Source organism: Paenibacillus sp. JDR-2, assembly GCF_000023585.1.
In the GTDB taxonomy this organism is placed as follows: Bacteria; Bacillota; Bacilli; order Paenibacillales; family Paenibacillaceae; genus Pristimantibacillus.
Genome location: NC_012914.1, coordinates 2200762 through 2213780, shown reverse-complemented (window position 1 = coordinate 2213780; position 13019 = coordinate 2200762). Strand labels below are relative to the sequence as shown.

Genomic DNA, 13019 nt, shown 5'->3' with positions numbered 1-13019 from the left:
CTTTTCGATTTGAAATGCTATCATGTCATTACTTAACCAGCTATCCATCCCTTGAAACAATATTGTCAGACAATTCTGAATCTATTTGCGCAAAAATAAAAAAACAGCCCTGGAGAGCATAGCTCCAGAGCTGTTTTTGGCAGTATTATTTCGATACCGTCTTATTATAGATATCGATTTTCTCCGTAATTTGCTTAGCCGCAGCATCAAGCGCAGCCTTTACATCCTTCTTGCCCGTGAACACTTCTTCAATTGCGCCTTCCACCGTCTGACGCGCGTCAGGGAATACGCCCATTACGGCGCCTTGGCTTGCCGTGCTTGGCTTGGAGGCATGAAGCTGGTCAACAGCCGTCTGGAACTGCGGATACTTCGCGAGGTTATCCTTTACGATCTGCTCGTCATAAGCTTTTGTCGTAATCGGGAAGTAACCGGTGTTGATATGCCATTCCGCTTGCACGGCCGGCTCAGCCAGGTACTTCATGAATTCCCAAGCGGCCTTCTGTTCTTCGGCAGACTTGTTGTTCAGAATCCAGTTGCTCGCGCCGCCGATAACAACGCCGCCTTCGGAGGAAGCGTCAGGCTTAGGCAGGAAACCCGTGCCCACTTCGAACTTGCCTGCCGCGCCGTCAACAATGCCGCGCAGCGAAGCCGTCGAGTCCAGCGTCATGGCGATTTGTCCGGCAAGGAACGCTTTTTTCGTGTCATCCGTTTTGCGTCCGAGATTCAGAACGGATTTATTGTCGACCATGCCTTTCCACCAAGTCAGCGTATTTACCGCAGCTTCCTGATTTACGAGCGATTCCGTAGCGGCGCTAGCGCGGCCGTTCCCGTTATTGATAAGGTCCTTGCCTTGATTAGCCAGGAGCTGCTCCATAAACCAGCCGTAGATGGCGAAGGATGCTCCCGTTACGCCATTCCCTGTCAATTTTTTAGCGTCGGCTGCTACTTCTTCGTAAGTCGCAGGCGGCTTGTTTGGATCAAGACCGGCTTTTTCGAACAGGTCCTTATTATAGTAAAGAATCGGATTGGAAGTGTTGAAAGGCATGGAATACTGCTTGCCTTCAAACGTATAGTATTTAGCAATATTCGGCTCCAGCGAAGACAAGTCGTATTTCTCTTCGTCGATGAACTGCTGCACCGGCGTAACGGCGCCGGAATCGATCATGAATTTCGAACCGATCTCGTACACCTGGATTAAGGAAGGACCCGACTTGGAATCCATGGAAGCCTTCAGCTTGTTCAAGCTTTCGTCGTAGGTGCCCTGGAAGACGCCTTCTACCTTGATATCGGGATGCGAAGCGTTGAAATCGCTGACCAGCTTGTCCACGGCCGTGCCGAGCTCGCCGCTCATGGAATGCCACCAAATCACTTTGACAGGCTCTTTGGCCGGCTCGGTGGAAGCTGCTCCCGCATTGGCGCTAGTCTCCGTATTGGTAGCCGAGACAGTTGGCGACGGCTCGTTTCCTCCGTTATTCGGATTCGATGCGCAAGCTGATAAAGGCAGCACAAGCATAGCCGCCACAGGCAATACCATTTTCCAATTGCGTTTAACCATGGTTTCTTTTCTCTCCCTTAGAATAAATGTTTTCTATATGGCAAGTCCAATAGGACTAGTACCCGGGTAAGCTCAACCCTTCACCGCGCCGGCCGTAATTCCCCGAACAAGCGGCTTTAGGCCAAGTGCCAGCAGGACAAACAACGGCACCAAGACAAGCGCAACTCCGCACAGCACCAGATTCCAGCTTGTCAGCTCCTCGAACTGGAGCATCGCGATTCCGATCTGGACCGTTCTCATGGCGTCGCTGCTTGTAACGAGCAGCGGCCACAAGTATTGGTTCCAGCCGTTCAGGAACACGTACACCGCAAGCGATGCCGCAGCCGGGCCGGATAACGGTAACACGATGGAAATAAAGTGGCGGAAATGCCCGCAGCCATCGATACGCGCCGCTTCAAAAAGCTCGCGCGGCAGCTGCATGAAGAACTGGCGAAGCAGGAACACGCCAAACGCAGATGCTGCAAACGGCACGATAAGCCCTTGGAACGAATCGAGCCATCCCCAGCTTTTGACCGTCAAATAGTTGGGGATAATCGTAACTTCCCATGGAATCATCATGGTGCTGATAAATAAAGCGAACCAAATCCGGCTGCCGGCAAACCGAATGTAAACAAATGCATAAGAGGCCAGCGCCGCCGTCAGTACCTGAAGAACCATTATCGAGACCGCCAGAACAAAGCTGTTAAGGATAAAGCCAAATATCGGAACGGTATCAATAGCGTTCTTCAGCTCCCCCGTGTGAAAACCCGAAGGAAGAATCTTGGGCGGAAATTGGCTTGCTTCGTCCGGCGTCATGAAGATTTGGGCGAGCAAGTACAGAAGTGGTCCAAGCACTAACAGCGACAGCAGGACGAGCAGGCCGTATAGGCTGAATAAGCGGAATGGGCTGCGCGGATGACTGAAAGCCTTCACTGGTAATGCACCTTCTTTCCAAGAACAAGGAATTGTACAGCCGTCAGCAGAAGCATCAGAATAAACAGGACAATCGCCAGCGCGCTGCCGGTACCGAACTGGTAGTTAATAAATGCTTCCCGGTAGATGGAGTACACCAGCACATCCGTTGAACCGGCCGGACCACCCCGTGTAAGGATATTGATTTGTCCAAAGGACTGGAAGGCGCTCATAATCGATACAACCGCAAGAAAGAAAAGCGTTGGCGACAGCAGCGGCAGCTTGATCGAGAAAAACGTTCTCCACATCGAGGCGCCATCAATTCTCGAGCTGTCCATGACATCGTTATCCAGCCCTTGAATAGCTGCCAGAAGCAGAACGAACGGAAAACCGGAGTTCATCCATACGGTCATAAGCGAGACGGAATCAAGCGCCGCACCCGGATCGGTCAGCCATTGGACTTGTCCAAAGCCGATCTGCCCAAGCAAATAGTTGAGCATGCCAAGCGACGGATGGTACAGAATCATCCATAGAATAGATGCCGTTCCGACAGATAGGGCCAGCGGGAGCGAGAAGATAAAGCGGAACAGCTTGCTCCCTTTGCCCGCGGAATGGACAAGACTGGCGCATAGCAAGCCGAGAACTAGACCGGCTGGCACTGTCATTAAAGTGAATTTTACCGTGATCCAGAGACTGTTCCAGAAGGCGGACGATTCCATCATCCGCGAATAATTGTCCCAGCCCGCATATGCGGCAACCCTGCCGCGGGGATCGGTAAGCTGAAAGCTCAAATAGACGGAGCGAGCCATCGGATAAAAGAAGAACAGGATGAATATAGCCACGCTTGGCGCCAGAAACAGGTAACCGAGGAGATGCTCCCGCATTCTTCTCAGCATGCCTGCGTTGATCCGGCTGCCAGGTGTTGCCGCGGATGCCGGAGACAAGACCGGCTTTGATTTGTCTGAATAGAGTGACGAATTCATGTGTGACTACAACCGCCCTTTCAAGAAATTGATGAACCTGATATGGCTTGGCAAGTCCAAGAATAACTGTCATTTGTAACTCCTATGTCAGCGTTTTATTAAGATTAGGAAATGTGACAACGCTTACTTGAAAATAAACAGTACCTTTCTAAAGATTTTCTTTAGATTTATAATCGGAAGGGGACAGGTTAACCATCCCGACCTATAATGAAGGCGAATAACAGGGTAACCCATTGGATATTGGATGCCATTGGAGTCCGACTGGGAGGGAACAAGAGAATGTCGAGGGAAATCGAGCACAATATTCATGCAAGCGGCCCAATTGTAATTGGCCATAGAGGCGCAGCAGGAGAAGCGCCGGAGAATACGCTTGCGAGCTTCAGGCTTGCGGCCGAGCAAGGCAGCCATATGGTAGAGCTGGATATTCACTTGTCGGAGGACGGCAAGCTCATTGTCTGCCATGACGATACGCTGGACCGGACGACGGACGGCTCTGGAGCGATCCGCTTGCTGCATTCGGAAGTCATCCGCAAGGCGGATGCGGGAAGTTGGTTCTCGCCTTCTTTTGCCGGTGAGAAAGTCCCGTTCCTGGAGGAAGTATACGATTTACTGCCGGAACACATCGAAATCAATGTCGAAGTCAAGGATTCCGCAGGCGCCCTTCTCGATCAGGTACTGCTGGATTATCTCCGCGGCGAAGGCCGACTGGAGCGCACGGTTGTCTCTTCCTTCGACCATAAGCTGCTTCTCAGACTGAAGCAGGCGGAGCCGGAGCTCCGCATCGGACTTCTCTATGCCGCCGATCTCATCCATCATGCTTCGTACGCAGCGCTTCTGGAGACGGAGGTATGGTCGCTTCACCCCCATCATGGCCATATCGGAGCTCAGGATACCGAAGACGCACTCGCCGCGGGACTTCAAATCTATCCTTACACGGCGAATCATCCCTTCGAATGGGACAAGCTGATCTCCATCGGCGTAACGGGCATCATTACTGATTTTCCGGGTCTCTTGAACGAACATCTTAATCGTAGTTAATCACTTGGCATGTCAAACAGCCTGCACGGGATAACCCCCTGCAGGCTGTTTTTGTTTTAACTATTAATGAAGAAAAATTCGCTGCCCGATTTTTGCAGAAGATTTTGCAGAAGAAGATGTTTCATCCCCGGGTATCGTGGTTAAGTACCTATCAAGCAAGACAAGCAAGAACAACAAAACGAGCAAGCACCCCAATCGAAAGAAAGGTGATTCATATGTTAGGATGGGCTCTACTCTTCTTCATCTTCGCAATCGTCGCCGGCCTGTTCGGATTCCTGGGCATCGCCTCCGCACTCGCGGGTATTGCGAAAATCCTATTCGTGGTCTTTATCGTCCTCTTTATCGCATCTCTGATACTGGGACGAAGACGAGCATAACCGGCAAGCGCCGGCAACACCAATTTAATTAAAAATCGAGGAGGAATTACAATGACAACTCAAACCATGACGACAAGAGTACACACGGTCAACAATATGCTGGAGGTACAGGAGCAGGTTCACCGCTTCGAACGCGACGGATATGCGAGAGAGAACATCTTTGTACTGACTCACGATAAAGACCGCACGGAGCGCATTGCCAAAAATACCAATGCCGAGCAAATCAGCGTAGCCGCGGAAGGCGTCGGAACGGCTATAGCCAATATTTTCCGATCCACCGGCAATGAGCTCCGCGCCAAGATGAGATCGCTTGGGATCTCGAAGCAATACGCGGAGCATCTGGAAAAAGAGATGGACAGGGATAAAATTCTCGTTATCGCTTGGGGCGGCAAAGAGTACAAGGATGATGAATACGACTCTTCCGTCTACTATTACCCGGAATACCGCTTATAACCGAACATTCCAAAATCAAAGACCTACTCCTACGGGTAGGTCTTTGATCTATGGTATAGTGTTAAAAGAATAGGAATAAAGAAAGGAGTACTCCCGGATGAGTATTATCATTGTTGACGATAACACGACCAACCAGCTTATCATACAGACCATCCTGAAAAAGGCCGGTTATCAGAATCTATTAACGGCCTCGTCAGCCCATGAACTTTACGATATGCTTGGCATAGGAGGCTCCACTACTTCAGCAGACCTCGATGTCGAGTTAATTCTAATGGATATGATGATGCCGGATATCGACGGCATTGAAGCATGCCGCACGGTATTGCAGGACTGCCGTTACAAAGACATTCCCATCATCTTCGTAACCGCGGTTGGCGATTCGAACAAAATGGCCGAAGCCCTCGATGCCGGAGCCTGCGATTACGTCATGAAGCCGATCAACCGGATGGAGCTGCTTGCCCGTATCCGTTCGTCCATGCGGCTGAAGCAGGAAATCGACCGTCACAAAGAACGCGACAAAAATATGAGATACAATCTGGAGCTGGCCAAGCAGGTGCAGCTTAGCGTGCTCAGCACGGAGATTGACGACGAGAATATGCGAATTAACGCGGCCTATCAGCCCTCTTCCGAGCTGGCGGGGGATTTCTACAACTGGTATCGGATTGACAAGAACCGATATGGCGTGATCCTTCTGGATATGATGGGCCACGGCATCTCCTCTTCCCTTGTCTGCATGTATATCTCGTCCGTACTCCGGGATACGATAACGCGCATGAACGATATGGAGCAGGTGATGCATGAGCTCAACCGCTATATGAATCAGCTGCATATTAAGGATGAGCTGATGAACTACTATTTTACCGCCATCTATTTGGTGCTTGATGTGGAGAACAAAACGATTGAATACGTAAATGCCGGCCATCCCCCGGGAATTGCCTTCCTGGACGGCAAGCCCGCCCTGTTAGAACCTTGCTGCAGCGCTATTGGTTTGTTTAATAAGCTGAAGCTAAGCAAAGGCAGTCTTCAATATGAGCGGGAAGCCGGAATTGTCTTGTATACGGACGGATTAACTGACGGTTTAGCTGCGATAACCGGTGAAGAACCCTCCTACGATACGTTAATCGATTTGATGAGAAATAAAGATCAATTAGATCCATCCGGGCTGGTAGCAACCATGATCCCTCAGGACAGCGGCACCGTGCAGAAGGACGATATTTGCCTTGTTACCTTATATACGAAATAATTTTTACTCCAGCCTGTTTCAACTCTCCCCTGACCGGGTAATGGATACTAAAGCGAATGAAAAAGGCTGGAGGGATAACTTATGAAGAATACATTTATAGCATGTTACCTTGCAGGAGGGATCATCGGCGTTGTGCCGCTTGCTTACATGTCTCTTCCTCATCCCGTGCAAGAACCGCCGACACCTGCCACAGCAACAGCATCCGAGTGGGCGACCGTCTCGCATGCGGACTATAATGCGGACTATACGGTCTCCGACTTCAGACTGCAGTCCGTCAACGGGCTTTCTCTTTACGATGATAAAATAACTGTCGAACGCATGCTTGGCGAACCGAACCAAATCAACCAAGATGAGTGGTTAACCGAGATGGAAACCTACGAATATCCCAATATGGACATCGTTTTCCGTGACGGCATCATGGATGAAATCAAGGTAAGCGGCAGCGCAAGCACCATCTGGATCGATGACGAAGAAATTCCGGTCTCGATCGAAGCGTTAATAGAGGCGCTCGGCGAACCTGATTATAAGGCGGAGGACGGTATTGTATACGAACGCCAGGAGAATGTCCTGAAGCTGTTTATCAACTACGATACCGGAACTCTAGAATCTATCGCTTATTACCATGTCTCCTCCGTCTAACGGAGGACTATCTTAATTTAATGATCGGAGTGGATTAGATGAAGTCTCAGCAATTCCAGATTGAGCAAGAAGAAACAAACGACAGCTACATTTTATCGCTTGGCGGAGAGCTTGACCTATCGGTCGTTACTCAGCTTAGAGCCGCATTGGAGCCGCTGATGGAGCGGACGGACCGCGGTCTCGTGCTTAATCTTCGCGATTTGAAATATATCGACAGTACGGGCATCGGCATTATCGTATCCGTGCTGAAATACCGCGACGGCATTAATGCGCCATTCTCGGTCCAAGATATTCCCCCGTCCATTCAACGATTGTTTGATTTGACGGGCATATCCGGTTACTTATCGGAAGGGACAAAGGGATAATCATGATACGATTACAAATCCCTTCCCATGCCGATTATATCGATATCGTAAGAGTATGCCTTTACGGTATTGCGTCCAAGCTGAATTTTTCCTATGAAGACATCGAAGATATGAAGGTCGCGGTATCCGAGGCTTGTACGAATGCCGTACTGCATGGAGGCTCCGAGAGGGAAGAAGGCAGCCTGATTGACATTACGTTTCAGCCATCAGAGGCGGGGATCACGATTATTGTCAAAAATGACGGCCCTCCATTCGAGCATTCCGAAACCGGAACTGACAGCCCTCCCCTGCAAGGGATCGAAATCAGCGAGCTGCCGGTTGGCGGCCTCGGCATTTATCTGATGGAGGCTCTCATGGATGAAGTATCGGTGCAGTCGACTGACAGCAGCACCGAAGTGATTCTTACCAAATATGTGAGCGAATAAGAAAGACCGGCGAATGCTGAAGTGCACCCCTTATAGTGGACATTGGAAAAACACCTAGTGTTTAACCGATGAAAACTATAGGGGGTGCTTTTCGTTATGGCGAAAAAAGGGCAAAAGTTTCAAACGTACAGCTTTGAAACGAAGAAGAAGGCAATTGAGATGCGACTTCAAGGAATAACGGTAGTGAAAATCGCAGAAGAGTTAGGGATAGTTGATGTTGGAAGAGTGAAGACCTGGATGCGTAGGTACAAACAGACGGGAGAATTCGGCCTATCAGATACGCGAGGAAAGCGGAAAGAATATGTCGACGAGAACCGTTATGTTAAGCGGCTCGAAATGGAGAATGCCGTTCTAAAAAAGTGGTTGGCCATTACGAAGGCGGAGGTGTACCAGAAAAGTGTAGGCTCGTTGAAGAGCTCAGAGAGCATTCCACCGTTACAGATCTTTGTAAAGAAGTCGGTCTCTCCAAGAGCGGATTCTATGCCTATCTTAAACGAAGAGCCGTAGATAAGGACAAGTCCTCCAAAGAGATCATTCGCACCACGTATGAACGCTACAAAGGTATTTACGGCTACAGGCAAATTCAATTGTTTATGTACCAAAATCATCAGGTATGGATGAACCACAAGAAGATCCTACGTCTCATGCGGGAAATGGGGCTACAAGCTAAAATACGCCGCAAATTCCGTCATCATCGATCTTGGAGCCTAGGCGACTGAGTCGTGAGAAATGTGCTGGATCGCAATTTTGAAGCACTTCAACCTAATCAGAAGTGGCTCATAGACGTTACGCAAGACCGAGTGAAAGATAGCTGGTTGTACCTCTCTACTATCAAAGACTTGTGTCAAAACGAAATCGTCGCCTACAACATGAGTTTACGCAATGATAAGGATCTTGTACTCCAAACGTTTTCCAAATCATTTGAGAAGGAAAAGGACGTGACTGGGCTGATCGTTCACAGCGATCAGGGATCCCAGTACACGTCCTACGACTACCACGACATGCTGCCAAAGGTTGGCGCCCAAATCAGCATGTCTCGACGAGGCAATTGTTACGACAATGCCTCAATGGAGAGCTTCTTCTCCCATTTGAAGACAGAAGCACTCTATCCTTATGATATCCGATCCATCGAGGAAGCACAAAGCAGAATTGAAGAATATATCCATTTTTATAACAATCATCATCCGCAAAGAAAATTAAATAAGCTGTCTCCGGCTCAATACCGGAAACAGCTTATTGGATAGGGCTTTTTCTAACTGTCCACTAAATGGGGTCTTGACCACCATGCACTGTGTTTTTTTATATTTTTCTTCACTTACTTCTTAGCTACAAATTTACGAGCATCAATAGCAACAGCTGCAACGATGATAGCGCCTTTAATAATAAGCTGGAAATAAGGTCCTACACCAATGAAGGTTAAGCCGTAATTGATAACACCAAAGATCAATACACCAGCCATAACGCCAGGAACCGTACCTATGCCGCCTGTCGTAGATACCCCGCCAACTACACAAGCTGCAATGGCATCGAGTTCATACATATTACCATAGGCACTAGAAGCACCACCGGATTTTGCAGCTTCAAGAACACCTGCAAGTCCATAAAGGGCGCCAGCGATGCCATAAATCCAAAGCAGATTGCGTCCTACGTTAATCCCAGATACATGAGCTGCTTGTACGTTTCCGCCAATTGCAAACATGTTTTTGCCAAGTCTCGTTTTATTAAAGACAATCCAACAGATAATGGCCACAACAATCGCAATGATAACAAGATAAGGCAAATTAAATGAACCAATGCTAAAGCTCCCCGTCCCCCACTTCGTAAAGCTGGAACGCAATCCGCCAATTGGCTGAGAGTTATTAGGATCCATGTCAAAGTAAAGAGAGTTAACACCAAGAACAATAACCATTGTACCTAATGTCGTAATAAACGGAGGCACATGTAATTTAGAAATGACCAAACCGTTAATAAGACCTACAACTAAACCGCATAAGACAGCCAGCAGTACCGGTACAATAACCGGTAATTCAGCCAAGTGCGGGAAAAACTTTTGCGGGTAGTTGGACATCTGTACCATTGAGGCAGATACGACGGCGGAAAGTCCAACCACTCGCCCGGCGGATAAATCCACTCCGCCTGTAATCAGTACGAAAGCGGCACCCAGCGCAATAATAGCTTTTGTTGCATTCTGGTGTAGAATATTCGTCAGGGTACTTAAGGACAAGAAGTCTGGGTTAGAGATTGTAATCCCAATAAAAATAACGACCAGCACGACATAAATAGCGTTATTGGTCAAGAAATTGCTTACCTTTTTCACATTTACGCTCATTGATATTCCTCCGTGCTTAAGACTTATGTTGAGCCGCAAGCCTCATAATCTGTTCTTCATTTGCCGTATTACCTTCCACAATGCCGGTTACTCTGCCTTCGCACATGACCATGATTCGATCCGACATTCCTAGCAATTCAGGCATCTCTGACGAAATCATAATAATGCTCTTTCCGATGGCGGCCAAATCGGCTATGATCGAGTAAATTTCAAACTTTGCACCGACATCAATACCTCGTGTCGGCTCATCCAATAATAAAATATCTGGCCGTGTCAACAACCACCTCGCAAGCAGTACCTTTTGCTGATTACCGCCGGATAAATTCCGAATTAACGTCTTCATCGAAGGGGTCTTAACCGCAAGTCGATTGATATGACGGTCCGTATCCTCACGGCGTTTGCTTTCGTTTAGCCATCCGTATTTCACATAACTCTTCTGGTTTGAGATAACCGTATTTTCCAATACGGATAGTACAGGAAATATACCGGTTACACGCCGCTCCTCCGTCAATAAAGCCAGCTTGTTTCGAATGGCATCGGTTGGTCGATTAATCTTGACCCTCTTGCCTCGAAGAAAAATCGTTCCGGATGAAACAGATCTTAGTCCGAACAAAGCTTCCATTAACTCCGTACGCTGAGCCCCTACCAATCCGCCAATACCTAAAATTTCACCTTGCCTTAATTCAAAGGAAATGTCCTTAAAAGATTGGACGAACGGTGAGGTTAATCCCTCTACTTTTAGCAGTGTTTCACCCGGTACGTTCTCACGAACGGGGAAACGTTGTGTTAAGTCTCGGCCAACCATTCGGGATATAATTAGATCCATTGTCAGTTCTTTAGCCGGCCAAGTCCCTACCTTCCGACCATCTCGCATAATCGTAACATCATCAGAAATTCTCAATATCTCTTCCATTTTGTGCGAGATATAAATGATCGAAACGCCACGTGCTTTAAGGTCTTCAATTATCTTAAATAACTGCTCAACCTCGTTTCCCGTAAGTGAGGATGTTGGTTCATCCATAATAATAACTTTTGCATTATAAGAAACCGCTTTAGCAATTTCGATGGACTGTATTTTTGATACGGATAAATCTCCAACAATCTGGTCTGGAGCGATATCCATATCCAAGTCCTTAAATAGTTTTTCTGTGTCGCGGTACATTTTTTTGCCGTCAACAAAACGAAAGGGTTGAATGCCGCGCATTGGAAAACGTCCCAACCACAGATTCTCCATCACACTTCTGCGAGGTACGGGATGCAATTCCTGATGGATCATCGTAATCCCTTTATCTAAAGCTGAACGGGAATCCGGAAGGTTGATTTCCTCCCCATTTAGCCGGATTTCTCCTGCATCTGGTGTATATATACCAAATAAACATTTCATGAGAGTTGATTTGCCCGCGCCATTCTCGCCCATTAAAGCATGAACGGTGCCCGGCCGGATCTGTATGGTAACTTGATCAAGCGCCTTTACACCTGGAAACTCTTTCGTTATCCCTTCCATTTCCAGTACATATGGTGAAGTCATCATAATTCACACCTCTTGCTTTTGATGAGGGCTGAAAACAAAAAACGGAGAAGCGGTGAATAGGACCACCTCTCCGCATGTTGTTTACTGCGCGTCGCTCATATTGTCTTTTGTAATTTTTTTATAAGGAACCCAAACGTACTTGCTATCCGTAATATCAAATCCCGTGTTTACTTTGGACGGTGTTTCACCATTCGCAAGAGCTGCAGCAAGTTTTAATGTAGCTGCACCTTGGTTCTTCGCATCATTTAATACCGTACCGAGCAAAGTTCCTTCGGAGAGGGCTTGAAGGGCTGCTGCCGTTGCATCAACGCCAACTACCGGCATAAACTTACCATCTTTAAAGTAGCCTGCAGCTTTAAGAGCTTCGATTGCGCCTAGTGCCATATCATCGTTATTTGCCAACACAGCTTCGATTTTATCGCCGTGTGCAGAGAGGAACGTTGCCATTTTGTCCTGTGCTTTTACACGATCCCACATTGCTGTATCTTCAGCGAGCTTCTCAACTCCGATTCCAGCATCCGTAATAGCTTGAATGGAGTACTTTGTGCGGAGTTCTGCATCTTGATGACCTGGTTCGCCCTTCAGCATAATGTACTGCAGCTTTCCATCCTTGTTTTTGTCCATTTCCGGATGAGCCTTCCAGTAATCAATAATGAGTTCACCTGACATTGTGCCGGACTCTTCAGCCTTAGCGCCTACGTAATAAACTAGATCCCATTTATTCATATCCTCTGCGAGCGGCTCACGATTGAAGAATACTACTGGCGTATTTGCTGATTTTGCCTTGTCAATAATCATGCTTGCAGCTGTGCGGTCAACCGCATTAATTGCCATTGCATTGTACTTCTTCGTAATAAACAAATCGACCTTATCGTTTTGTGTAGGTTGAGAGTTTTGGCTGTCAACAATATCGACCTTTGCAACTCCCTGAGACGCTGCTTCAATAGCGTTACGCACACCGGTCATGAACGTATCGTCGAATTTGTAGATGGCAACGCCAACTGTCGGCTCTTTCTTGACGGCTGGACTTTCAGCAGCCGTGTTGTTAACCGCGGTGGCTTTACTGTTGTTTGCTGCAGCGTTTTGGTTTGCATTTTCCCCGCCATTGTTACCGCAAGCAGCTAACACGGTAACTGCTAACGCACCTGCACATACTGCTGGAATCCATTTTTTCTTCTTCATTTGAGACC

The 13019-nt window shown here is 47.9% G+C and carries 16 protein-coding genes; 10 read left to right on the top strand and 6 right to left on the bottom strand.

Going from position 1 to position 13019, the window contains the following annotated elements; genetic code table 11:
* Window positions 1-145: 145 nt before the first annotated feature.
* The 3 genes from PJDR2_RS09615 to PJDR2_RS09605 form a co-directional block, all read right to left on the bottom strand.
* The gene (locus tag PJDR2_RS09615; protein ID WP_015843471.1) at window positions 146-1555 is read right to left on the bottom strand and encodes an ABC transporter substrate-binding protein; all 1410 of its coding nucleotides are present in this window, start codon (window positions 1553-1555) and stop codon (window positions 146-148) included.
* A gap of 72 nt (window positions 1556-1627) precedes the next feature.
* A complete protein-coding gene (locus tag PJDR2_RS09610) occupies window positions 1628-2467 on the bottom strand; it encodes a carbohydrate ABC transporter permease (RefSeq protein WP_015843470.1) in 840 nt (279 codons plus the stop codon).
* On the bottom strand, window positions 2464-3429 hold the full coding sequence (locus PJDR2_RS09605; RefSeq protein ID WP_015843469.1) for a carbohydrate ABC transporter permease: 966 nt from the start codon (window positions 3427-3429) through the stop codon (window positions 2464-2466). The genes PJDR2_RS09610 and PJDR2_RS09605 overlap by 4 nt, the downstream gene beginning before the upstream one ends.
* Before the next feature lie 279 nt (window positions 3430-3708).
* Here PJDR2_RS09605 and PJDR2_RS09600 point away from each other — a divergent pair, with 279 nt between their 5' ends.
* From PJDR2_RS09600 to PJDR2_RS09560, 10 genes are all read left to right on the top strand, one after another.
* Window positions 3709-4467 (top strand): glycerophosphodiester phosphodiesterase, encoded by a 759-nt coding sequence (locus PJDR2_RS09600; protein ID WP_015843468.1) that lies wholly within the window; start codon window positions 3709-3711, stop codon window positions 4465-4467.
* A 215-nt stretch (window positions 4468-4682) separates the two neighbouring features.
* Complete coding sequence (locus tag PJDR2_RS33840) at window positions 4683-4844, top strand: DUF1328 domain-containing protein (protein ID WP_015843467.1); 162 nt, start codon at window positions 4683-4685, stop codon at window positions 4842-4844.
* A 51-nt stretch (window positions 4845-4895) separates the two neighbouring features.
* Window positions 4896-5297 carry a general stress protein gene (locus PJDR2_RS09590; protein ID WP_015843466.1) on the top strand — a complete coding sequence of 134 codons (402 nt, stop codon included), beginning with the start codon at window positions 4896-4898 and terminating at the stop codon, window positions 5295-5297.
* 97 nt (window positions 5298-5394) lie between these two features.
* The gene (locus PJDR2_RS09585) at window positions 5395-6540 is read left to right on the top strand and encodes a fused response regulator/phosphatase (RefSeq protein ID WP_015843465.1); all 1146 of its coding nucleotides are present in this window, start codon (window positions 5395-5397) and stop codon (window positions 6538-6540) included.
* Between the two features lie 81 nt (window positions 6541-6621).
* A complete protein-coding gene (locus PJDR2_RS09580; protein WP_015843464.1) occupies window positions 6622-7179 on the top strand; it encodes a hypothetical protein in 558 nt (185 codons plus the stop codon).
* Between the two features lie 38 nt (window positions 7180-7217).
* On the top strand, window positions 7218-7544 hold the full coding sequence (locus PJDR2_RS09575) for an STAS domain-containing protein (protein ID WP_015843463.1): 327 nt from the start codon (window positions 7218-7220) through the stop codon (window positions 7542-7544).
* 2 nt (window positions 7545-7546) lie between these two features.
* On the top strand, window positions 7547-7969 hold the full coding sequence (locus tag PJDR2_RS09570; RefSeq protein WP_015843462.1) for an ATP-binding protein: 423 nt from the start codon (window positions 7547-7549) through the stop codon (window positions 7967-7969).
* A 96-nt stretch (window positions 7970-8065) separates the two neighbouring features.
* Complete coding sequence (locus PJDR2_RS32890; RefSeq protein ID WP_150106459.1) at window positions 8066-8476, top strand: helix-turn-helix domain-containing protein; 411 nt, start codon at window positions 8066-8068, stop codon at window positions 8474-8476.
* A gap of 23 nt (window positions 8477-8499) precedes the next feature.
* Window positions 8500-8688 (top strand): IS3 family transposase, encoded by a 189-nt coding sequence (locus tag PJDR2_RS33835; protein WP_416202270.1) that lies wholly within the window; start codon window positions 8500-8502, stop codon window positions 8686-8688.
* 3 nt (window positions 8689-8691) lie between these two features.
* Entirely contained in the window at window positions 8692-9213 is a 522-nt protein-coding gene (locus tag PJDR2_RS09560) for an IS3 family transposase (protein WP_150106457.1), read from the top strand.
* A gap of 71 nt (window positions 9214-9284) precedes the next feature.
* Here the strand turns inward: PJDR2_RS09560 and mglC are convergent, their stop codons facing one another.
* From mglC to PJDR2_RS09545, 3 genes are all read right to left on the bottom strand, one after another.
* A complete protein-coding gene (gene mglC, locus PJDR2_RS09555; RefSeq protein WP_015843461.1) occupies window positions 9285-10298 on the bottom strand; it encodes a galactose/methyl galactoside ABC transporter permease MglC in 1014 nt (337 codons plus the stop codon).
* A 16-nt stretch (window positions 10299-10314) separates the two neighbouring features.
* Window positions 10315-11829, bottom strand: coding sequence for a sugar ABC transporter ATP-binding protein (locus PJDR2_RS09550; RefSeq protein WP_015843460.1), 1515 nt, complete (start codon window positions 11827-11829; stop codon window positions 10315-10317).
* Window positions 11830-11910: 81 nt separating this feature from the next.
* The gene (locus tag PJDR2_RS09545; RefSeq protein ID WP_015843459.1) at window positions 11911-13011 is read right to left on the bottom strand and encodes a galactose ABC transporter substrate-binding protein; all 1101 of its coding nucleotides are present in this window, start codon (window positions 13009-13011) and stop codon (window positions 11911-11913) included.
* Window positions 13012-13019: the final 8 nt, after the last annotated feature.